At 73.7% G+C, this 22,043-nt stretch carries 19 protein-coding genes and 1 riboswitch; of the genes, 7 read left to right on the top strand and 12 right to left on the bottom strand.

Annotation, left to right across the window (positions count from 1 at the left end; all coding sequences use genetic code 11):
- Positions 1-349: 349 nt before the first annotated feature.
- The 6 genes from AB0M99_RS29605 to cobN all read right to left on the bottom strand — a co-directional run bounded on the left by AB0M99_RS29605 (position 350) and on the right by cobN (position 7,940).
- Positions 350-1,180: a sugar phosphate isomerase/epimerase gene (locus AB0M99_RS29605; RefSeq protein WP_365925772.1), complete on the bottom strand. Its 831-nt coding sequence runs from the start codon at positions 1,178-1,180 to the stop codon at positions 350-352.
- A 23-nt stretch (positions 1,181-1,203) separates the two neighbouring features.
- Complete coding sequence (aroD, locus tag AB0M99_RS29600) at positions 1,204-1,938, bottom strand: type I 3-dehydroquinate dehydratase (protein ID WP_365925770.1); 735 nt, start codon at positions 1,936-1,938, stop codon at positions 1,204-1,206.
- Positions 1,939-1,988: 50 nt separating this feature from the next.
- Positions 1,989-2,903 carry an ROK family protein gene (locus AB0M99_RS29595; protein ID WP_365925768.1) on the bottom strand — a complete coding sequence of 305 codons (915 nt, stop codon included), beginning with the start codon at positions 2,901-2,903 and terminating at the stop codon, positions 1,989-1,991.
- Between the two features lie 14 nt (positions 2,904-2,917).
- Positions 2,918-3,721, bottom strand: a complete 804-nt coding sequence (locus AB0M99_RS29590) for a hypothetical protein (RefSeq protein WP_365925766.1) — start codon at positions 3,719-3,721, stop codon at positions 2,918-2,920.
- Positions 3,722-3,829: 108 nt separating this feature from the next.
- Positions 3,830-4,303: a hemerythrin domain-containing protein gene (locus AB0M99_RS29585; protein WP_365925764.1), complete on the bottom strand. Its 474-nt coding sequence runs from the start codon at positions 4,301-4,303 to the stop codon at positions 3,830-3,832.
- Between the two features lie 19 nt (positions 4,304-4,322).
- The gene (cobN, locus tag AB0M99_RS29580) at positions 4,323-7,940 is read right to left on the bottom strand and encodes a cobaltochelatase subunit CobN (RefSeq protein ID WP_365925762.1); all 3,618 of its coding nucleotides are present in this window, start codon (positions 7,938-7,940) and stop codon (positions 4,323-4,325) included.
- A 53-nt stretch (positions 7,941-7,993) separates the two neighbouring features.
- Positions 7,994-8,072, bottom strand: a riboswitch (cobalamin riboswitch).
- A 236-nt stretch (positions 8,073-8,308) separates the two neighbouring features.
- On the opposite strand from cobN, the gene AB0M99_RS29575 reads away from it, so the two are divergent.
- The 3 genes from AB0M99_RS29575 to AB0M99_RS29565 are packed head-to-tail and all read left to right on the top strand — an operon-like array spanning position 8,309 to position 11,660.
- Complete coding sequence (locus AB0M99_RS29575) at positions 8,309-9,532, top strand: cobalamin biosynthesis protein CobG (protein ID WP_365925761.1); 1,224 nt, start codon at positions 8,309-8,311, stop codon at positions 9,530-9,532.
- Positions 9,529-10,176, top strand: coding sequence for a precorrin-8X methylmutase (locus AB0M99_RS29570; RefSeq protein WP_365925759.1), 648 nt, complete (start codon positions 9,529-9,531; stop codon positions 10,174-10,176). The genes AB0M99_RS29575 and AB0M99_RS29570 overlap by 4 nt, the downstream gene beginning before the upstream one ends.
- A complete protein-coding gene (locus AB0M99_RS29565) occupies positions 10,173-11,660 on the top strand; it encodes a precorrin-2 C(20)-methyltransferase (RefSeq protein WP_365925757.1) in 1,488 nt (495 codons plus the stop codon). The genes AB0M99_RS29570 and AB0M99_RS29565 overlap by 4 nt, the downstream gene beginning before the upstream one ends.
- A gap of 128 nt (positions 11,661-11,788) precedes the next feature.
- Here AB0M99_RS29565 and AB0M99_RS29560 read toward each other — a convergent pair whose 3' ends face one another.
- From AB0M99_RS29560 to AB0M99_RS29540, 5 genes are read right to left on the bottom strand one after another with little or no spacing between them, the layout of a single operon-like run.
- Positions 11,789-12,280, bottom strand: coding sequence for a hypothetical protein (locus tag AB0M99_RS29560; protein ID WP_365925754.1), 492 nt, complete (start codon positions 12,278-12,280; stop codon positions 11,789-11,791).
- Positions 12,280-13,041, bottom strand: a complete 762-nt coding sequence (locus AB0M99_RS29555) for a cobalt-precorrin-6A reductase (RefSeq protein WP_365925752.1) — start codon at positions 13,039-13,041, stop codon at positions 12,280-12,282. The genes AB0M99_RS29560 and AB0M99_RS29555 overlap by 1 nt, the downstream gene beginning before the upstream one ends.
- Positions 13,042-13,048: 7 nt before the next feature.
- The gene (gene cobM / locus AB0M99_RS29550; protein ID WP_365925750.1) at positions 13,049-13,798 is read right to left on the bottom strand and encodes a precorrin-4 C(11)-methyltransferase; all 750 of its coding nucleotides are present in this window, start codon (positions 13,796-13,798) and stop codon (positions 13,049-13,051) included.
- On the bottom strand, positions 13,795-15,063 hold the full coding sequence (gene cbiE, locus AB0M99_RS29545) for a precorrin-6y C5,15-methyltransferase (decarboxylating) subunit CbiE (protein WP_365925748.1): 1,269 nt from the start codon (positions 15,061-15,063) through the stop codon (positions 13,795-13,797). Before cbiE ends, cobM begins: the two co-directional genes overlap by 4 nt.
- 6 nt (positions 15,064-15,069) lie before the next feature.
- A complete protein-coding gene (locus AB0M99_RS29540; protein ID WP_365925746.1) occupies positions 15,070-16,311 on the bottom strand; it encodes an MFS transporter in 1,242 nt (413 codons plus the stop codon).
- 91 nt (positions 16,312-16,402) lie between these two features.
- Between AB0M99_RS29540 and AB0M99_RS29535 the strand changes: the two genes are divergently transcribed.
- Entirely contained in the window at positions 16,403-17,371 is a 969-nt protein-coding gene (locus tag AB0M99_RS29535) for a winged helix-turn-helix domain-containing protein (RefSeq protein WP_365925744.1), read from the top strand.
- 27 nt (positions 17,372-17,398) lie between these two features.
- Positions 17,399-18,331, top strand: a complete 933-nt coding sequence (locus AB0M99_RS29530) for an oxidoreductase (RefSeq protein ID WP_365925742.1) — start codon at positions 17,399-17,401, stop codon at positions 18,329-18,331.
- A 349-nt stretch (positions 18,332-18,680) separates the two neighbouring features.
- Here AB0M99_RS29530 and AB0M99_RS29525 read toward each other — a convergent pair whose 3' ends face one another.
- On the bottom strand, positions 18,681-19,619 hold the full coding sequence (locus tag AB0M99_RS29525) for a trypsin-like peptidase domain-containing protein (RefSeq protein WP_365925740.1): 939 nt from the start codon (positions 19,617-19,619) through the stop codon (positions 18,681-18,683).
- 262 nt (positions 19,620-19,881) lie between these two features.
- Between AB0M99_RS29525 and AB0M99_RS29520 the strand changes: the two genes are divergently transcribed.
- A complete protein-coding gene (locus tag AB0M99_RS29520; RefSeq protein WP_365925738.1) occupies positions 19,882-20,901 on the top strand; it encodes a phosphatidylinositol-specific phospholipase C domain-containing protein in 1,020 nt (339 codons plus the stop codon).
- 56 nt (positions 20,902-20,957) lie between these two features.
- Complete coding sequence (tsaD, locus tag AB0M99_RS29515; RefSeq protein ID WP_365925736.1) at positions 20,958-22,019, top strand: tRNA (adenosine(37)-N6)-threonylcarbamoyltransferase complex transferase subunit TsaD; 1,062 nt, start codon at positions 20,958-20,960, stop codon at positions 22,017-22,019.
- Positions 22,020-22,043 lie beyond the last annotated feature (24 nt).

Genomic DNA, 22,043 nt, shown 5'->3' with positions numbered 1-22,043 from the left:
CGCGGGCGACCAGGACACCCAAAACCGTTCGGGATGTCCGCAGTGCACAGGAATGGGCCCAAGACTCACTCCTGCTCACTGACTAGGAACGGTTCAGTCGCGCCGGATGGGGCACGTAGAAATCCGGCAGTCGGAACGGCTGCGTCACGTGGGGCCGGCCTTTCGTCCGTCTGTCTCGCTGACGAGCGGCGGACCCTGACAGCGGCCCCCGCACGAGATCAGCAATGCCACTACCCCCGGTGGCCCCGGGATATGGGGGAGTTCACCGCTTCAGGTGACACGGGCGGCGTTCCGTGGCGTGCAGGCCCGGCGGGGGGCTGGGGAGTGACGACAACGACCTACAGGCGGGTCATTCGGCGCAGACGTCCGTCCGGCCGGACAGCACCGCGCGGGTTCCGGCGAAGACGGCGCAGGCTGTCGCCTCGGGGCCCTGGGCCAGCAGGGCGTCGGACATCACCTCGGCCGAGATCCCGGTCCTGACGCCGTGCCGGGCCAGGAGCGCCAGCAGGTCCTGTGCGGCCCGGGTGCGGCTGCCCGGCACCAGCCGGAGGTGGAGGGACTCCTGGCGCATGTCGGCCAGCGGGTCGGGGCCGACGTCGCACAGCTGGACCGTGAAGATCCGCCCGGGTGGCACGGGGGCGAGGTCCTCGGCGCAGGTCGCACCGCGCACCCAGTGCCATACGTCCAGCACGAGCCCGGCGTTGGGCCGGCCGGAGCGGCGTACCAGCTCCCAGGCGGTGGGCAGGTCGGGGACCGCGCCGAACGGCATGTACTCCAGGGCGATCCGCAGGGCGCCTGCCCGCTCGCACAGTGCCGTGAAGCCGTCGGCCATGACCTCCACGGGCGTCGGCTCGAACAGGCCGACGTTGATGTGGTCGGCACCGAAGGTCCGCGCGATGTGGAAGGCGGTGCGCTCCTTCGCCGAGGGTATTTCCCGACCGGTTCCGGGGGCCCAGTCGCTGAGGAACTCCACCTCGCCGAGCGTGATCCCGTGTTCGGCGAGCACCGCGTGCATGGCATCGTCGTCGAGCCCGCCGCGGCGGGCTTCGAGGTAGGCCTCGACACTGAGTCCGACGGCCTGGAAACCCGCCGAGGCGGCCGCCCGGATCCGCTCCCGGAAAGGGGCTTCACCGAGCGTGAGCGAACTGATCGTCAGGGGACAGATAACGACAGCTCCCATGGTCGATGCCTACATTTCTACGCCTACGACAGGGCGGTCTTCCGCTCGTCGAAAGCGGGGTAGAAGGTGCGCAGCAGCCGGAAGGTCTCGGAGAAGTCGAGCTGGCCCGGGGCGGAACTGCTCCCGATGAAGGAGTAGGTGATCGGGGAGCCGAGGGCGGGGAAGAAGACCCGCGAGACGGCGCCGACCGGGCCCATCGCGATGACGATGAGCCGGGTGTCGGCGCCCGCCTTCAGCAGGAGCGAAGCGAGGCGCTTCACATCGCTCTCGGAGGCCACCATCGTGGACACCTTGACGACGTCGGCACCGGCGTTCTTCGCTTCGGCGACGACGGTTTCGAGTTCCTCGGTCGGCGGGGTGAACTCGAAGTTGTGGTAGGAGACGATCGCGAGGGTGTCGTTCTCGTGGGCGGCGGCAATGACGTCCGGCAGAATTCCGCGGGACGACAGCTCGATGTCCACGGCCTCGACCTCGGGGGCGACGGTGCGGAAGAGTTCCAGGCGCTCCTCTTCGCTGCCGCTCCACTCGCCGCCTTCGTGCCGGGAACGCAGGGTGGCCAGAATCGGCATGGACTTGAAAGCGCGCACCTGCTCCAGGACGTGGCCCGGGTCCGTCCGCGAGAACCTGTCGACGCGCAGTTCCGCCACATCGACGCCGGCTGCCTGCGCCTCCTGCGCGAGCCGCTCGGAGTCCTGGTCCCCGAAGCTCACGGCGACGAGGGGGATCTCGGCGTCGAGCAGGTTCCGCATGGTGTTCATTTTCTCGTCACAGCCTTTGCAATTCCTGGACATGTCCCGTACGTCACCGATCACCGAGGGGGAGCGAATTTAAATCCGCTCCCTTCGGTGACCTGGATTGCAGCACCGATGAGTGAGGAATCGGGAGCGGTCACCGCGCGCTGGATGACGTCACTTCCGAATGTTTCCCTGCACAGGGTTTCCGGGAAACCGTTCATGAATGTGCGGAGGTAATCATTCGATCGGGCGATCAGTCCGGGTACTTGCGAGATACCTGATCCGACGCGAACCGTGGTGAACGGGGAGGAGTATACAAGGTTTGTGCAGGCCCGCGCAATATATCTCGCCTGGAGGTCCCACGCTCGGTGATGGGCGGGAAGCTCGTCCGCCGGTACCTGCCAGCGGCCGAAAATTGCCCGCCCGGAGGCGAGTCCCTGGAAACAACTTCCGTGAAATCGGCAGCTGCCTGGATATGGATCGTCGGATTCCCGTGCCAGTTGGATGTGGCCGAGCTGCGGGGGATCGGTCCGGTGGCCGGGGGCGGGTGCGAGGGCTCCGGCGGGAGGGCAAAAGGCTCCGCCGATACCGGTTCCGATCGAGAGGTAGACGAATCCGCCGGACCCGGGCGTCCGATGACGCGCTTCCGCCGATACGGCGGCGGCGACGTCGAAGTCGAAGTGCACGGGCACCCGGAATCTCCGGGACAGGAGCGCCGGCAGGTTCACGCCCGACCATTGCGGCTCGGAACTCCCGACGATCGCGCCGAATTCCGCGCGGCGCGGATCCGTTTCCAGCGGGCCGAAGACGGAAAGGCCGATGCCGGTCACGGCATGACGTTCGAAGAGAGCGGCGAGATGGGATTCCAGGGCGGCCACGGTTTCGGCAGCCGTGGTCACGGCGATGCGGTGCCGCTCGACTTCCCCCAGTTTCCCGTTGAATACGCCGACGAGGAATTTCGTCTTCCCGGCGTCGACCGCGACCACCATTGCGTCGCCCGGCACTACGCCTGGGGTTCTTCGTGCACGAGGACCTGGCCCGGCTGCCGGCTCCAGTTCTCGAAGAGCTCGAAGAGGTGCTCCGTGCGCGCGCTGCGGCCGTAGTAGCGGTACTCGAGCGATTTGTCGGCCAGCCGCCCCGTCCGCAGGTCCCAGGAGGGGAAGGTCACGAGGAGGTGGGACCGGCCTATCGCGAGACCGAGCAGGAAGGGAAAGGAAGGATAGTGCCAGATCTGCAGCCCCGACTTTCCCCGGCACAGCGCCTTGAGCCGCTCCACCGTCTCGGCCTCCTCCCGCTCCCAGTGGGCCGGGAACTGCGATCCGTCGGACAGCGAGAAATCGATCGACCGCATCGTGATGTTCAGCCGGTTCGGGTTCTGCTGTACGAGGTCCCTGAGCAGGGCGGTGGTGAACGTACCGCCGGTGAAGGCGAGTATTTCGATGTCCACCACCCGCTGCGACGGTTCCTTGGAGACGATCTCGCGAATGAAATCGACGGTCCCGCTCACATCGTCCGGGAACTTGATGCCGGCATCGGTCGCCCCGATGCCGTTCCGGATGACCTGGGTCAGGCGGTCCTCGTCGCGCCGGCGGATCGGGCGGAGCACGACGAAGAGCACGGGGAACACGACGAGCGCGGTGATGACGTTGGGGAGGCAGGCCCTGATGAAGTCGACGGCCGCGCCGGACCTCTCCGGCGGCGGGAGCAGGAAGTAGATGACGGTGAGGGCCGCGAGGGTGACCACGGCGAGCACCAGCTTGAGCCATTCGACCGCCGACTCGCCGTCGTCCTCCGGCTGCCCCCGCATCGCCCGCCCCGTTCAGAAGATCCACTCGTGTCGACGTCCGCAACAATAGTCAGGCGCACCGGAGTTGGCTACGGCGTGACCTCCCAGGTGGGAGCCCCGGCGGGGCGGTCAGCCAGCCGGGCGCAGATCGCGCCCGGGGTGGGCCGCGCGCCAGGCCGCGATGGAGACGTCCCACTCGTCGCCCGTGAGCGCGGTCAGGGAGGCCGGGAAGAGGCCGTCCTCCTCCTTGGCGATGTGGTGGTGGAGCTCGTCCACCGCCCTGCGCAGCGCGGTGACGTCCGCCGGGTCCGCGAGATCCGCGCCGGCGAGGAAGGCCGCCAGCTCGCGGTGCTCCTCGACGAGGGCGGCGATGTACCCGGCGTACTCGGGGTCCTGCCTCATCACGTCGAACAGGCCGTCCTCCTCGCCCTTCCAGTGGGCGAGGAGGACGGCCGTCATGTCCGACACCAGGGCGCGCGCCCTCGGCAGGTCGCCCGCGTCCAGGGCGCGCAGCGCGTCGCCCGCCGCGTTCGTCACCGCCTCGTGTTCGGCGATGAACTCCTTGACCAGCGGGATCTCGCGGCAACCGCAGTAGTGGCACATGCGGTCAAGTCTGGACGGATCAGTCGGTCTCGCCCTCCAGGTTGCCCTCTGTGTCCAGGTAGACCTGGCGCAGGGCCTCCAGGACCTGCGGGTCCGGCTTCTCCCACATCCCGCGCGACTCCGCCTCCAGCAGGCGCTCCGCGATGCCGTGCAGGGCCCAGGGGTTGGCCTCCTCCAGGAAGGCGCGGTTCTCCGGGTCCAGGACGTACGTCTCGGTCAGCTTGTCGTACATCCAGTCCGCGACCACACCCGTCGTCGCGTCGTAGCCGAAGAGGTAGTCCACGGTCGCCGCCAGCTCGAAGGCACCCTTGTACCCGTGGCGACGCATCGCCTCGATCCACTTCGGGTTCACGACGCGGGCGCGGAAGACGCGGCTGGTCTCCTCGACCAGGGTGCGGGTCTTGACGGTCTCGGGGCGGGTGGAGTCGCCGATGTACGCCTCGGGGGCCGTGCCCCGCAGCGCGCGGACGGTGGCCACCATGCCGCCGTGGTACTGGAAGTAGTCGTCCGAGTCCGCGATGTCGTGCTCACGGGTGTCGGTGTTCTTCGCCGCCACCGTGATCCGCTTGTAGGCGGTCTCCATTTCGGTGCGGGCCGGGCGGCCCTCCAGACCGCGGCCGTACGCGTACCCGCCCCACACCGTGTAGACCTCCGCGAGGTCGGCGTCCGTGCGCCAGTCGCGGGAGTCGATCAGCTGGAGGATGCCGGCGCCGTACGTGCCGGGGCGCGAGCCGAAGATACGGGTGGTCGCGCGCCGCTCGTCACCGTGCTCGGCCAGGTCCGCCTGGGCGTGGGCCCGGATGAAGTTGTCCGCGGCCGGCTCGTCCAGGGACGCCGCCAGCCGGACCGCGTCGTCCAGCAGCCCGATCACGTGCGGGAAGGCGTCGCGGAAGAAGCCCGAGATGCGCAGGGTCACGTCGATGCGGGGGCGGCCGAGTTCGGCGAGCGGGATCGGCTCCAGGCCGGTCACCCGGCGCGAGGCCTCGTCCCAGACCGGGCGGATGCCGAGCAGGGCCAGCGCCTCCGCCACGTCGTCGCCCGAAGTGCGCATCGCGCTCGTGCCCCACAGGGACAGCCCGACGGAGGAGGGCCATTCGCCGTTGTCCGTGCGGTAGCGGGTCAGCAGGGAGTCGGCCAGGGCCTGCCCGGTCTCCCACGCGAGGCGGGAGGGAACGGCCTTCGGGTCCACCGAGTAGAAGTTCCGGCCGGTCGGCAGGACGTTGACCAGGCCGCGCAGCGGGGAGCCCGAGGGGCCGGCCGGGACGAAGGCGCCGTCCAGGGCGCTGACGACGTGGGCGATCTCGTCGGTCGTGCCCGCCAGCCGCGGGACGACTTCGCGGGCCGCGAAGTCCAGCACCGCAGCGACGTCCGCCGAGTGGCCGGCCGCCACCGCGGCGACCGCTTCGGGGGACCAGTCCGCGTCCTCCATCGCCTGCACGAGGGCGCGGGCGGTCTCCTCCGCCTCGTCGGCCGTCGTACGGGTGGCCGCGGACTCGTCGAGGCCCAGCGCCTCGCGCAGGCCCGGGAGGGCCGTCGTACCGCCCCAGATCTGGCGGGCGCGCAGGATGGACAGGACCAGGTTGACCCGGGCCGGGCCGGTCGGGGCGCCGCCCAGGACGTGCAGGCCGTCGCGGATCTGGGCGTCCTTGACCTCGCACAGCCAGCCGTCGACGTGCAGCAGGAAGTCGTCGAAGCCGTCGTCGTCCGGGCGCGCCTCCAGCCCCAGGTCGTGGTCGAGCTTCGCGGCCTGGATCAGGGTCCAGATCTGGGCGCGGATGGCCGGCAGCTTCGACGGGTCCATCGCCGAGATCTGGGCGTACTCGTCCAGGTGCTGCTCCAGGCGCGCGATGTCGCCGTACGACTCCGCGCGCGCCATCGGCGGGACGAGGTGGTCGACCAGGGTGGCGTGCACGCGGCGCTTGGCCTGGGTGCCCTCGCCCGGGTCGTTGACGAGGAAGGGGTAGATCAGGGGCAGGTCGCCGAGCGCGGCGTCCGGGGCGCAGGCCGCCGACAGGCCCGCGTTCTTGCCCGGCAGCCACTCCAGGTTGCCGTGCTTGCCCAGGTGGATCATCGCGTCGGCGCCGAAGCCGCCGTCCTCGGCGCGCGCCTGGATCCAGCGGTACGCGGCCAGGTAGTGGTGCGAGGGCGGCAGGTCCGGGTCGTGGTAGATCGCGATCGGGTTCTCGCCGAAGCCGCGCGGCGGCTGGATCAGGATGAGCAGGTTCCCGCGGCGCAGCGCCGCGAGGACGATGTCGCCCTCGGGATTGGCCGAGCGGTCCACGAACATGTTGCCCGGAGCCTCGCCCCAGTGCTGCTCCACGCTCTCGCGCAGCTCCGCCGGCAGCTCCGCGAACCAGCGCCGGTAGTCGGCGGCCGGGATGCGCACGGGGTTGCGGGCCAGCTGCTCCTCGGTGAGCCAGTCCTGGTCGTGGCCGCCGGCCTCGATCAGGGCGCGGATCAGCTCGTCGCCGTCACCCGAGACCAGGCCGGGGACGTCCTCGACGGGCCCGAAGTCGTAGCCGCCGGCGACGAGGGTGCGCAGCAGCTCCACGGCGCTGGCGGGGGTGTCGAGGCCCACCGCGTTGCCGATGCGGGAGTGCTTGGTGGGGTAAGCGGAGAGGACCAGCGCGACCTTCTTGTCGCGGCGCTCGATGTGCCGCAGCCGGGCGTGGCGCACGGCGATGCCCGCGACCCGGGCCGCCCGCTCGGGGTCGGCGACGTAGGCGGGCAGACCGTCCGCGTCGAACTCCTTGAAGGAGAACGGGACGGTGATCAGACGGCCGTCGAACTCGGGCACGGCGACCTGGGTGGCGGCGTCGAGGGGGGAGAGGCCCTCGTCGTTCTCCTCCCAGTTGCTGCGCGAGCCCGTCAGGCACAGGGCCTGGAGGATCGGGACGCCGAGCGAGGCCAGCGCGCCCGCGTCCCAGGACTCGTCGTCGCCGCCCGCCGAGGCGGTCGCGGGGCGGGTGCCGCCGGCCGCGAGGACGGTGGTGACGACCGCGTCGACGCCTTCGAGCGCGGTCAGCAGCTCCGGCTCGGGGGTCCGCAGGGAGGACACGTACAGCGGGACGGCCTGCGCGTCGTGGGCCTCGACGGCCTCGCACAGCGCGTGGACGAAGGCGGTGTTGCCGCTCATCTGGTGGGCGCGGTAGTAGAGCACCGCGATCCGCGGACCCGAGGTGCTCCCCGCGGTGCGCTCCAGCGGACCCCAGGTGGGGGCGGCGGCGGGCGGCTCGAAGCCGTGGCCGGTCAGCAGGACGGTGTCGGACAGGAAGCGGGCCAGCTGCTCCAGGTTGCCCGGGCCGCCGTGCGCGAGGTAGCCGTGGGCCTCGGCCGCGATGCCGATCGGGACCGTGGAGGCCTCCATCAGCTGGGCGTCGGGGGCCTGTTCGCCGGTCAGTACGACCACCGGGCGGGTCTGGCCGGGGGCCAGCAGGAGATCGAGGCCGTCCTGCCAGGCGCGCAGGCCGCCGAGGAGGCGTACGACGACCAGGTCGGCTCCGTCGAGGAGGCCGGGGAGGTCGTCGAGGGGAAGGCGGGAGGGGTTCGCGAACCGGTACGGGACGGGGCCGTCCGCCGTGTTCGCCGCGCGGGCGCTGAGCAGATCGGTGTCGGACGTCGACAGCAGCAGGATCATGCGGCGGCAGGCCTTCCTCGGGGTTTCCGCGCCCCGGGCAGTGAGGACAGCGGGAGTTCCTGACTCACCCCGCAGATCGCTCCGCGGGGTTCACAGTGGCGGGACCGCGCCGGACTCGCACCGGGCTTCCTCCCATGTCGCCGTCCTCGGCGATTGACGGGCCGTACGGCGCCGCCGGTGGTCATCCTAGGGGGCCTTTGCCCTGGCCGGGAGCGGGGGTGCCCGGCCGCGGCGCCGGTGCCGGGGGCCTTTGTCCCGGGCTCTGCCCCGGAGCCCGCGCCGCAAACACCGGCGGGGCCGGTCGTGGCCGGTACGGGGTGGTGATCGACACAGGGGCCCGGCGGAGAATCGTGGGTATGCTCGCCGCCATGCCCCAGCCCCCCTCCGCCGCATCGCGGGACGAACCCGTCATACGGGACCGCGGCGACGCCTGCCCCGGCGCACTGCGCCTGCACGCGGCGGACGACGGGTTCCTCGCGCGGGTACGGATTCCCGGCGGGCTGCTCAGCGCCGCGCAAGCCGCCGTGCTGGCGGACGCCGCCGACCGGTTCGGGGACGGGCACCTGGAGCTCACCTCGCGCGGCAACGTGCAGTTGCGCGGCCTCGCCGACGGCTGCGCAGCCGGACTGGCCGGACTGCTAGGCGCGGCCGGACTGCTGCCGGCGCCCTCGCACGAGCGGATCCGGAACATCGTCGCCACCCCGCTGGCGGACCCCGCTCCGGTGCGCGCGCTGGACGGCGCGCTGTGCGCCGAGCCCAAGACGGCAGCCCTGTCCGGCCGGTTCCTGTTCGCCGTCGACGACGGGCGCGGGGACGTGGCCGCCCTCGACCCCGACGTGACCCTGCTCGCGCAGCCCGGCGGCCGGGTCCTGGTCCGGCTCGGCGCGGCGCCGGACGCCGCGGAGGTGGCAGCCGCCGACGCCGCGGCGGCCGGACTCGAAGCGGCCCTGCGCTTCCTCGACGCCGCGGCCGCCGCGGGCACCCGGGCCTGGCGGATCGCCGAACTCCCCGCCGAACACGCCCTGGACGCGCGGGAGTTCACCGCCCGCCTGACCGGACGCGGCATCCGCGCCCGGTACGTGCCCGACGCGCCCGCCCCGTACGCGGACCCGCCCGCCCCCGGGCTGCACGCGGACGCGCTCTGCGTACTGATCCCCCTCGGCCGCCTCGACACCGGCCAGTGGCGGGAGCTGCCCGGCGACCTGCGGATCACGCCGTGGCGCAGCATCCTCGTCACCGCCGGTGCCGATGCCGCCGCCGGTGCCACCGCCGCCGGGCTGGTCACCTCGCCCGACAGCCCCTGGGAGTCCGTCACCGCCTGCACCGGCAGGCCCGGCTGCGCCAAGTCCCTCGCCGACGTACGCGCCGACGCGCGAGCCGTCGCGGAACGCGCGCGGGGACCCCTGCCCGTGCACTGGTCCGGGTGCGAGCGCCGCTGCGGGCATCCGCGCGGCACCGCCTGGGCCGACCTCGTGGCCACCCCGGACGGGTACCGGCTCGACGGGCGCCCGGTGCCGACGAACGAACTCGCCGCGGCCCTGGCCGACGCGCGCAGCCAACCCCGAGTGTCCGAAGACGCAGTGAAGAAATGAGCGAGTACACCGTGTTCGAGTACGAGAAGGACGGCGCCGCGATCTACCGCCAGTCCTTTGCCACGATCCGCGCCGAGGCGGACCTCTCCGGGCTGCCCGCCTCGGTCGCCCAGGTCGCGGTGCGCATGATTCACGCCTGCGGGATGACCGACCTGACCCGGGACCTCGGTTACACCCCCGACGTCGTGCTGCGCGCACGGGCCGCACTGGAGGCGGGTGCGCCGATCCTGTGCGACGTGCAGATGGTCGCCAGCGGGGTCACCCGCAAGCGGCTGCCCGCCGACAACGAGGTGATCTGCACCCTGTCCGACCCGGCCGTGCCGGAGCTCGCCGCGAAGATGGGCACCACGCGCAGCGCCGCGGCCCTGGAAGTCTGGCGGGACCGCGGCCTGTTGGAGGGTTCGGTGATCGCCGTCGGGAACGCGCCGACCGCGCTGTTCCGGCTCCTGGAGATGATCGAGGAGGGCGCCCCGCGCCCCGCCGCCGTCATCGGCGTCCCGGTCGGCTTCATCGGCGCCGCCGAGTCCAAGGACGCCCTGGCCGAACACCCCTCGGGGCTCGACCACTTGATCGTCCGGGGCCGGCGCGGCGGCAGCGCCATGGCCGCCGCGGCCGTCAACGCCATCGCGAGCGTGGCCGAATGAGCGCCGGACGCCTGTACGGAGTGGGGCTCGGCCCCGGCGACCCGTCCCTGATGACCCTGCGCGCCGTCGAGGTGATCGCGGAGGCGGACGTCATCGCCTACCACAGCGCCCGCCACGGCCGCTCGATCGCCCGCTCCATCGCCGCGAAGCACCTGCGCGCGGACCACATCGAGGAGCCGCTGGTCTACCCGGTCACCACCGAGACCACCGACCACCCGGGCGGCTACCAGGGCGCGATGGAGGAGTTCTACGAGGCCTCCGCCGCCCGGCTCGCCGCACACCTGGACGCCGGCCGGACCGTCGCCGTGCTCGCGGAGGGCGACCCGCTCTTCTACGGCTCGTACATGCACATGCACAAGCGGCTCGCGGACCGCTACGAGGCCGAGGTGATCCCGGGGGTGACCTCGGTGAGCGCCGCCGCCGCCCGGCTCGGCACCCCGCTCGTGGAGGGCGAGGAGGTGCTGACGATCCTGCCCGGCACCCTGCCCGAGGAGGAGCTCGCCGCGCGCCTCGCCGCCACCGACTCGGCGGTCGTGATGAAGCTCGGCCGCACCTTCCCCGCCGTGCGGCGGGCGATGGAGAGCAGCGGCCGGCTCGCCGAGGCGCGCTACGTCGAGCGCGCCACCATGGCCGGGGAGCGCACCGGCTCCCTCGCGGAAGTCGACCCCGACGGCGTGCCGTACTTCGCCGTGGCCGTCGTGCCCAGCCGGATCGGCAACCCGGGCAGCGTGCCGTCCGGGCCCGGCGAGGTCGCGGTCGTCGGCACCGGCCCGGCCGGGCCGCTCTGGCTCACGCCGCAGACCCGGCGGGTGCTGGCCGACGCCGAGGTGCTGGTCGGGTACACGACGTACCTGGACCGGGTCCCGGTGAAGCCGGGCCAGATCCGGCACGGCTCCGACAACAAGGTGGAGTCGGAGCGCGCCGAGTTCGCGCTCGACCTCGCCCGGCGCGGGAAGCGGGTGGCCGTGGTCTCCGGCGGCGACCCCGGGGTCTTCGCCATGGCCACGGCGGTCCTGGAGGTGTCCGCGCAGGAGGAGTACAAGGACGTCCCCGTACGGGTCCTGCCCGGGGTGACCGCCGCCAACGCGGCCGCCGCCGCGGCCGGCGCCCCGCTCGGCCACGACTACGCCACCATCTCGCTCTCCGACCGGCTCAAGCCCTGGGAGGTCATCGCGGAGCGGCTGCGCGCGGCCGCCTCGGCCGACCTGGTGCTGGCCCTGTACAACCCGGGATCGCGCAGCCGCACTTGGCAGGTGGCCCAGGCCCGCGAGCTGCTGCTGGAGCTGCGCTCGCCGCAGACCCCGGTGGTCGTCGCGCGTGACGTGGGCGGCCCGGCGCAGTCGGTCCGCGTCGTCACGCTCGCCGAACTGGAGCCGTCCGAGGTGGACATGCGGACGATCCTGCTGATCGGTTCCTCGCAGACCCGGATCACGGAGCGCGCCGACGGGTCGCGGATCACCTGGACGCCCCGCCGCTATCCGTGACGGATGCGCCGGGGGGCCCTGACGGGCACCTGCGGCGCTGAAGGGCACCCACGGGCGCTGACACGGCGCCACGAGGACGGCGAAGGCCCCGGGGCACTGCCCCGGGGCCTTCGCCGTCCTGTGAGTCCTCAGCAGCCCTTCACGTCGTCCGCGCAGCCCTTGACGCCCTTGGGGGCGATGGTCCCCAACTGCCAGGCGATCACGCCCGCCGGGGCCGAGCCCTCCTTGGCGGCCGGCTCGACGTGCACCACGAGCGGCTCGCCCGCCGGAACGTTCAGGCGGGTGACCTCGCCCGCACAGGACACGTCGACCGAGCGCGAGCGCGGGTCCCCCTCGCGGGAGATCGTCAGCTTCACCTGCGAGCTCTCCTCGCTGTCACAGGTGATGTCGAACCGGAACGGGCTCTCACCGGCCGTTTCCAGCGTCTTGTCCAGGCCGCCGGCGAGGAAGCCGGTGCCGCGCACCTTCACGGTGGGGGCCACGTCGTCCTTCTCCAGGGCCTCGTCGGCCCGTTGCAGCGCGTCGTCGGGCTGCCATCCGCTCGGCGACGCCTTCTCTCCGCACCCGGTGACGAGCGCGGCGGCGACGAGGACGAGGACGAGCGAGAGACGTATGCGCATTAGTGCAGCCTAGAGCCCTGTAGCCAGTGCTGGGAACACTGAACGCAGTCCGCCTCCTGGACACCCTCCGGTACCGGCGGGCGGCGGACGACGAGGACCGGTATGCCCGCCTCCCGGGCCGCGGTCAGCTTGGGGGCCGTGGCCGATCCGCCGCTGTCCTTGGTCACCAGTACGTCGATCCGGTGGCGGGCGAGCAGTTCGCGCTCGTCGGCCGGCGTGAACGGGCCGCGCGCCAGCACGACCTCCAGGCGCGGCGGCACCGGGGCGTCCGGCCGGTCCACCGAACGCACCAGGAACCACGTGTCCGTGAGGTGCGCGAAGGTGTGCAGCCCCATCCGGCCGGTGGACAGGAACACCCGGCCGCCGAGCCCCGGCAGCACGGCGGCCGCCTCGGCCAGCGAATCCGCGAAGGTCCAGTCGTCGCCCGGCTCCGGGACCCAGCCGGGGCGGCGCAGCGCCAGCAGCGGCACGCCGGTGAGCGCCGCCGCCCCGGCCGCGTTGAAGCTCATCCGCTCCGCGAAGGGGTGGGTGGCGTCGATCAGGTGCGTGACCCGGTGGCCGGTGATCCAGGCGGCCAGGCCCTCGGCGCCGCCGAAGCCGCCGATCCGGGTCTCGCCCGGGGGCAGCACGGGCGAGGCGACCCGGCCGGCCAGCGAGGTCGTGACGCGGTACGGGCCCGCTGCCAGGGCCTCCGCGAGGCGGCGCGCCTCCGTGGTGCCACCCAGGATCAGGACGTGCGGGCGGGCGGCGTCAGCAGACATGTCGGGGTCAGCAGACATGCCGGTCGCGCTCGGGCGAGTACAGGTGGCTGTCGCGGAACTGCTCGGCGCCCAGGGTGCGGCCCACCACGATGACGGCGGTGCGGACCAGCCCGGCCTCCTTCACCCGGGCGGCGATATCGGCCAGGGTGCCGCGCAGGATCAGCTCGTCGGGGCGGCTGGCCATCGCGACCACCGCGACCGGGCACTCGGCCCCGTAGTGCGGCAGCAGCTCGTCCACGACCCGGTCGACGTAGCGGGTGGCCAGGTGCAGCACCAGCAGGGCGCCGCTGCGGCCCAGGGTGGCCAGGTCCTCGCCGGGCGGCATCGGGGTCGCCTGCTGGGCGATGCGGGTCAGGATGACGGTCTGGCCGACGGTGGGGACGGTCAGCTCCCGCTTCAGCGCGGCCGCCGCCGCGGCGAAGGCCGGGACGCCCGGGACGACCTCGTAGGGGATGGCGGCCGCGTCGAGGCGCCGCATCTGCTCCGCGACGGCGCTGAAGATCGAGGGGTCGCCGGAGTGGAGCCGCGCCACGTCCTGGCCGGCCGCGTGCGCCCGTACGCACTCGGCGATGATCTCGTCGAGGTTCAGCTGCGAGGTGTCGACCAGGCGGGCGTCCGGCGGGCACTCGGCCAGCAGCTCGCGCGGTACGAGACTGCCCGCGTACAGGCAGACCGGCGCGGCGGCGAGGGTCCGCGCACCGCGCACCGTGATCAGGTCGGCGGCGCCGGGGCCCGCACCGATGAAGTACACGGTCATATCGTCTGATCCATTTCGTCTTCGCTGGGGTGGGGCTTGGTGACCGACCACTGGGTGACGGGCATCGCCTGCCGCCAGCCCGTGAAACCGCCGACCGCCGCGGCGTGCGCGACGGCCAGTTTCACCAGTTCGCCGCCGTGGCGCCGGTAGCGGTCGGTGAGGACCGCCTCCGATTCCAGGGTGACGGTGTTGACCACGAGCCGGCCGCCGGCGGGCAGCGCCGCCCAGACGGCGTCGAGCAGGCCCGGGGCGGTCAGCCCGCCGCCGATGAACACCGCGTCGGGTGCGGGCAGTCCGGCGAGGGCCGCGGGCGCGGGGCCGGTGACCACGCGCAGGCCGGGGACGCCGAGCGCCGCCGCGTTACGGGAGATCCGCGCGGCCCGCTCGGGGTTGCGTTCCACCGAGACGGCCCGGCAGGAGGGGTGCGTCCGCATCCACTCGATACCGATGGAGCCCGAGCCGCCGCCGATGTCCCACAGCAGCTCGCCGGGGGCGGGAGCCAGGGCGCAGAGGGTCGCGGCGCGGACGTGGCGCTTGGTGAGCTGGCCGTCGTGCTCGTACGCGGTGTCGGGCAGCCCCGGGGCGGCGCCGAGCCGCGGCACCCCGGCGGCGGGGTCCCGGCGACACTCCACGGCCACCACGTTCAGGGGGTCGCCGGGCGCGTGGTTCCAGCTGTCCGCGCGGCCCTCGTACGCGGCCTCGCGCTCGGAACCGAGCTGTTCCAGCACCCGCATCCGGCTGGGGCCGAAGCCCCGCTCTCGAAGCAGAGCGGCGATCTCGTCCGGGGTCGCCGCTCCGGCGCTCAGCACCAGCACCCGCCGGCCCTCGTACAGCGCGGCCGCGAGCCGGGCCACCGGGCGGCCGACCACGGTGACCACCTCGGTGTCCTCCACGGGCCAGCCCAGGCGGGCGCAGGCGTACGACACGGACGAGGGGTGCGGCAGCACCCGCAGGCGCTCCGGCCCGAGCTCCTCGGACAGGGCGCGGCCGATCCCGTAGAACATCGGGTCGCCACTGGCCAGCACCGCGATCCGGCGGCCCGCGTGCTCCGCGGCCAGCTTGGGCACGGCCGGCCGCAGCGGGCTCGGCCACGCCACCCGCTCACCGGCGCACTCCCCGTGCGGCAGCAGGTCCAGCTGCCGGGGGCCGCCGATGAGGACCTCCGCGCCGGCCAGCGCGGCCCGCGCGGCGGAGGTGAGCCCGGCCCAGCCGTCGGCGCCGAGGCCGACGACCGTGACGGGGAGGGAGGGTGGTGCGGAGCTCACTGCGGGCTACCTCGGGGAAGGGTTCGGAGAGGGACTCGGGGACGGATCCGCACGAGCACTCGGGGAAGGAAGGGAGCGGACCCGCAGCCTACTGGCCCGCAGCCCCCGCTCCAGGACCAGGGTGACCACGATCGACGCCGTGGCCAGCGCGGTCATCGCCACGGAGGCGGAGGTGTACTGGGCGACCGCCCCGGCGAGCACCGCGCAGAGCCCCTGCGCCGTGAGCATCCCGGCCGAGTGCAGCCCGAGCGCCTGGCCCTGCGTACCGTCCGGGATCAGGGCGACCAGCCGCTCCTGCATCAGGAGCCCGGCGCTGTAGCCGACGGCGGCGAGTGCGACGGCGGCCGCCGCGAGGACGGGGCCGGGGTGCAGGGCGAACACGAGGTACGGCGCGGCGAGCAGCAGCCGCAGCGGTGACGCGAGCCGGGCCCGCCACCGCGGCGCGAGGAAGCGCCCGGCGACCGTGTCCCCGACGAGCATGCCGGCGGCCGAACAGCCGAACAGCAGCCCCGCGTGCACGGGGTCGAAGGGGACGAACAGGGACTCGCAGCCGACGATCAGGCCGTTGGGCACCCACATCGCCAGGTACAGCGTGCGCCGCGACGGGTCGGAGAACAGGGTGACGTTGGTACGCCAGGTCTGCGCGGCGGACGGCCGGCCCCCCGCGCGCGGCGGGCGGCGGCGCAGCCCGAGCCGCAGGGCGAGCGCCGCGGCCAGCGAGAGCCCGGCGGCAGCGAGCAGCGCGCCGTGCGGGGAGAGCGCGGTGACCAGCACACCGCCGAGGCCGTACCCGGCGATCTGCGTCACCCCGGTGCAGACGGCGAGCAGCGAGCGGCCCAGCAGGTAGTCCTCGGGCGGCAGGATCTCGGTGAGCAGCCCGTACCGGACCCCGCCGGCGAGGGAGTCGGCGAGCCCCTGGGCCAGCAGCACCGCGAACGCCGCCCACAGCGGCAGTCCGGGCGCGGCCATCAGGGCGGTGCCGAGCGCGGTGAGCACCGCGAGGCGGCCGAGGGCCGCGCGCGGCTCCGTCCGGTCGGCGGCGGACAGCAGCACGGTCGCGCCGAGCAACTGCGTGAAGGACGGCCCGAACATGCTGAGCGCGGCGAGCAGCGGGCTGCGGGTGCGGTCGTAGACGAGGACGGCGAGGGCCAGCCCGCTCATGGTGGAAGCGCCGACGCGCAGGGCGGCGGCGAGGAAGAAGGGCGTGAATTCGGGCGTGCGGGCGAGGGCGCGGTAGGTCCGGGGCATGCGCGGAGTTTCCGGCGCGGCCCGCGGGCCGCCTAATCTTTCGCGCACAGGCGAAACATCAGGGCGTGCGGGCGGAAGGGCGGGACCCGGCATGGGGTATTGGCGGATCGACACCGACGCGCTCGCAGGCAGCCGCTTCGTGGTGTCCGCGCTGGCCGAGACCACGGCCGCGCTCATGGCGCTGGAGCGGCGCAGCCCCGCGCACCCGGCCGAGCGGGCCTGGCTCGCCGACCGGCTCCCGCACTACCGCGCCCACCTGGCGGCCGAACCCGCCACCGCCGCGCTCGTACGGGCGGCGCTCGGCCGGCAGTGGCTCGCCGGGTTCCTCACCCCGCCGCCGGACGGGCGGCCCTACGAGGAGGCCGTCGCGCAGATCCGCGCCACCCCCGACGCGGTGGTCCGTACGGACCTGCGCGCGGCCTCCGCGCTCCCGGAGTCCCTCGCCCGTGCCCGGGGGCTCGGGCCGCGGACGGCGGAGCTGCTGGAGTGGGTGTGGCAGGAGGCCGTGCGCCCCGACTGGGAGCGCCGCCGCCGGGTCGCCGAGGCCGACATCCTGGTCCGCACGGCGCAGTTGAGCAGCGGCGGCTGGGCCGCGGCCCTGTCCGGGATGCGGCCGGGCATGGCGTGGCTCGGCGGCGGCAGGCTGCGGATCAACTTGCAGGACCGGCCGCCGCGGGAGCTGTCGGGGGAGGCCGGGCTGGTCTTCGTACCGGTGACGACCCGGCACGGGTGGGTGTCCTGGGCCGGGCGGCACCGGCACGCCCTGGTCTACCCGTGCGAGGGGCAGCTCGCGCAGCCGGCCGGGGCCCCGGCCGCGCTGGTCGGGCTGCTGGGTCCCGTACGGGCGCGGGTGCTGGTGCTGCTGGAGAGCCCGAAGTCGACGACCCAGCTGGTGGCGCTGACGGGGCTGAGCCTGGGCGCGGTGGCCGGACAGCTGAAGGTGCTCCTGGCCGCCGGGCTGGTCCTGCGCCGGCGCACGGGGCGTACGGTGCTCTACAGCCGGGTCGCGGCCGGGGACGTACTGGTGTCGGCCGCGACGGGCAGCGAGCAGGGCGAGTAAGCGCACAGCGAGCAGCGAGGAGCTGTCATGCCGGGCTGGAAGGCCGAGCACATACCCGACCAGAGCGGCCGCACCGCGGTCGTCACCGGGGCCAACAGCGGGATCGGCTACGTCGCCGCCCGGGAGCTCGCGCGGCGCGGCGCGTACGTGCTGCTGGCCTGCCGCAGCGCCGCCCGCGGCCGGGCGGCGGTAGTCCGGCTGCGCGCCGAAGTGCCCGGCGCACAGGTGGAGTTCGTACCCCTGGACCTCGCCGACCTGGGCTCCGTACGGGAGTTCGCGCAGAACTGCGGACAGCGCCGCCCGGCCCTGGATCTGCTGGTCAACAACGCCGGGGTGATGGCCCTGCCGTTCGGGCGGACCGCCGACGGGTTCGAGACGCAGTTCGGGGTCAACCACCTCGGCCACTTCGCCCTGACCGGACTGCTGTTGCCGCTCCTGCTGGCCGCGGGCCCCGGGGCCCGGGTCGTCAACGTCTCCAGCGGCTTCCACGCGCTCGGCGACATCGACCACTCCGACCTCGACAGCGAACGGAACTACCGGCGCTGGGTGGCGTACGGCCGCTCCAAGACCGCCAACCTCCTCTTCACCCACGAGCTGTCCCGCCGGCTCGCCGCCGCAGGCCACGACGTCGTCACGGCCGCCGCCCACCCCGGCTACGCCTCCACCAACCTGCACTCCGGGGCCTCGCGGCAGGAGGGCCGCACGCTCCTGTCGCGGGCCATGGCGCTCGGGAACTCCGTCGTCGCCCAGCCCGCGGACTCCGGCGCGCTGCCCACCCTCTACGCGGCCACCGCGCCCGGGGTGCGACCCGACGAGTTCTTCGGGCCGCGGCTGGGCTGGCGCGGGGCGCCCGTGCGCTCCTGGCGGGCGAAGTGGACCCTGGACGACAAGTCCGGCGAACGGCTCTGGGCCGCCTCCGAGAAGCTCACGGGAGTGTCGTACGCGTCTCTGTCGCGCTGAGGCCCCGTGGGCCAACTCCTGCTGCCCGCCGGTCACTTCCGGAGGCGGAGTCGTAGCCCCGAGTCGCAGCCCCGAGTCGTAGCCCGAGGAGGGGCCGTGCGCCGATCCGCCCGCCCCTGCCGCCCCGCCCCGGGCGCCCCGCCGTGAGCCCGTCCGCCCCCGCGGTGCCCCGGGGCGCCCCGGCCGGGACCTGACCTGCGGCGGGGCGTTCGGGGAGACTCGGCGGCATGGACGACGACACGGACAACCACCCAGCCGGACACGATCACGCGGACACGATCACGCGGCCGCGGCCGCAACAGCCGCCGGACCCGGCCGCCGGGCCCGGCACCGCCGCCCGTCGGCCTGACTACCCGCCGCGGCCGGCGCGCTCGTAGAGGGCGCGGACGGCGGCGTCGAAGCGGCTGCTGTACGAGGTCAGCTCGTCGCCCCCGCCGTCGCGGCCGCCGATGACCCCGATCAGCGTGCGGTCGCCGGTCAGTATCGGCCCGCCGCTGGTGCCGTTGGGTACGTCCGCGCAGTCCAGCCGCAGCTGCGCGGGCCCGTCGGCGACGGCCGTGTTGCGGCAGTCGAGCGGCTCCTCGGCCGTGTTCGGGTACCCCATCAGCCGGGCGGGCGCGGGCAGTGCGGCGCCGAAGCGGATGGTCTCGGCGGTCCCGACGGCATCCTCCAGCCGCTGCCCGGGGTGGCCGGGGCGGCGCATCCGCAGGAAGGCCACGTCGTGGTCGGGGTCCCGGTGGGCCACCCAGCGGGGGTCCACCTCGATCAGGGTCGGCACCCAGATCCCGTACGGGAGGAAGCCGTCGCGGTAGCCCGGACCGAAGGCGAGGTTGGTGCGGAAGCCGCCGTCGTGCACGCAGTGGGCGGCGGTGGCGATCAGGTCGCCGCCGGGGGAATGGACCACGCTCGCCGAGCAGTGGTGGTCGGGGTCGCCGTCCTCGCCGGGGGAGAACAGCGCGCCGACGGCGGGCTCGGCGGGGGCGGGCCGGGCCTCCAGCGGCGCGGAGGGCTGCCACCGCGCGGTGCCCCGGTGCGCGGGGGCGCCGCCGGGGTCGCCGTCGCCCGGGGGCAGGCCCTCCTGAGCCAGTCCGTCCAGGACGGCGGAAGCCGTGCCGTCGGCGGTGCCGGGGTCCTGCCGGTAGCTGCCCGTCGCGGGATCGCCGTCGTCGAGGAAGGCGGCGATGCTGCGCAGCTCCCACAGGTAGCCGGCGCCGCCGAGGAGCAGGACGCAGCAGATGCCGGCGAACAGGGAGGCCCGCACGGCCCGCCCGCGGGGCTTGGTGGACATGCGGCACTCCCGTTCCGACGACTGGTACTGGACGACTGGTACTGGTCCGGAGACGGATCCGACTCCGTGTTCGATCTTCCCGGATCGACGCGGTCGGTGCCGACATGGATTCCGGAAGCGGAACGTGTTCGTCCTCACAGTCGCGGGACCGCCATCCGCCGTCCTTCCGCGTGTCACCCAACTGGCTTACTCTCCTGGCGACTTGAGCCCGACCGGGGCAACGGGATCGACGGGAGCCGAAAGTATGAGATTGCGGAACCGGATGACGAGCGCGGTAACGGCGGGGCTGGCGATGGTGGCCCTCGCGCTGGGCGCCGCCCCGGCCGGGGCGGCGGACGGGCTCTCCTACGCGGGATCCACCGGCGTCGGCGTGCACAACGCCTACGAGAAGGCCAAGTACCCCTACTTCGCGGACGCGCTGGACTCCGGCGCGGCCATGCTCGAACTCGACGTGTGGACCAACTTCTTCGGCAGCTCCTGGCGGGTCTCCCACAACAACCCGTTCGGCAACGACAACAACTGCGAGAACGCCACCACCCCCGCCCAGCTGCGCACCAAGTCCCGCAACCAGAACCTCGCCGGATGCCTCTCCGACATCCGCAGCTGGCACGACGCCCACCCCGGCCACCGCCCGGTCGTCCTCAAGCTGGAGCTCAAGGACGGCTTCGCGGCCAACCTCGGGCGCGGCCCCGCCGACCTCGACGCACTGCTCGGCTCCAAGCTCGGCGACGCCCTCTACCGGCCCGGGCAACTGGCCGCCGGGCACCCCGACCTGGACACCGCCGCGCGCGCCGGCGCCTGGCCCGGCCGCGCCGACATGGCGGGGAAGTTCCTCGTGGAGCTGATCCCCGGCACCGTCGAGGAGGGCAACAGCGCCGACAAGCTGTGGACCGACCGGGAGTACGCCGAGCACCTGCGCTCCCTCGCCGGCTCGGGCCGCCTCGGCCAGGCCGCCGCCTTCCCGGCCGTGCACCGGGCCGAGGCGGGGGATCCGCGCGGGCGCTACGCCGACGCCTCGATCCGGCCCTGGTTCGTGGTCTTCGACGGGGACGCGAGTGCGTACGCGGGGGGCTCCATCGACACCGCCTGGTACGACCGCAACCACTACCTGCTGATCGCCACCGACGTCCACAACGTCGCCCCGGCCATCGACGGCACCCGGCCGACCGAGGCCCAGGCGCGCGAGCGCGTGGCCCTGATGGCGGGACGCCACGCGTCCATCGCCTCGGCCGACTGGTACCCCCTGCCGTCGGTCCTGGCCACCGTCCTGCCCCGCGGCTAGTACCCTTATTGCGCATAGGTCGCAATAAGGGTGAGGGTGCTGTGGTGGGATCTCCGGTGGTGCTCGGAATCGAGTCGTCCTGCGACGAGACCGGCGCGGGCATCGTGCGGGACGGCAAGCTCCTCGCGCACGTCGTCGCGTCGAGCATGGACGAACACGCCCGCTTCGGCGGGGTCGTCCCGGAGATCGCGGCCCGCGCACACCTGCACGCCTTCAACCCGGTCGTCCGTCAGGCCCTCGACCAGGCCGGGCTGCGGATGGACCAGCTCGACGCGGTTGCCGTCACCACCGGCCCCGGGCTCTCCGGCGCACTCCAGGTCGGACTGGCCGGGGCCAAGACCCTCGCCTACTCGCTGGACATCCCCCTCTACGGGGTCCACCACCTGGCCGGGCACGTCGCCGCCGACACCCTGGAGCACGGGCCGCTGCCCGAGCCCTGCATGGTGCTGATCGTCTCCGGCGGGCACACCTCCCTGCTGCTCGTGCGCGACCTGGTGCGCGAGCCGATCCTGCACCTCGGCGACACCCTGGACGACGCGGCCGGCGAGTGCTTCGACAAGGTGGCCCGCGTCCTCGGCCTGCCCTACCCCGGCGGCCCGGCCATCGACCGCGCCGCCCGGGACGGGAACCCCAAGGCCGTCACCTTCCCCCGGCCGCTGACCGGCGGGCCGCGCACGCAGGACCCGTACGCCTACTCCTTCTCCTTCTCCGGGCTCAAGACGGCCGCCGCCCGCTGGGCCGAGAGCTACCGGCTGCGCGGCGAGGAGCCGCCGGTCGCCGACGGCGCGGCCTCCCTCCAGGAGGCGGTGGCGGACGTGCTCACCCGCAAGGCGGTCGCCGCCTGCAAGGAGTACGAGGTCAGGACCCTGGTGGTGGTCGGCGGGGTCGCGGCCAACTCGCGCGTTCGGGAGCTGGCGGAACGGCGCTGCGCCTCGGCCGGGATCGAGCTGCGGGTGCCGCCCATGACCCTGTGCACCGACAACGGCGCGATGATCGCGGCCATCGGCGACCTGCTCGTGCGGGCCGGCGTGGAGCCGGCCCCGCACGCCCTGACCATCGACCCGTCCGCGCCGCTGGAGTTCGCCTCGCTCAACCCGGCGGCGCGGACGACACCCTGACCGCCACGTGACCGCAGCGGGCCG

The sequence above is a fragment of the Streptomyces sp. NPDC051183 genome (assembly GCF_040682455.1).
Classification (GTDB): domain Bacteria; phylum Actinomycetota; class Actinomycetes; order Streptomycetales; family Streptomycetaceae; genus Streptomyces.
This window is presented reverse-complemented; position numbering and strand designations above follow the sequence as displayed.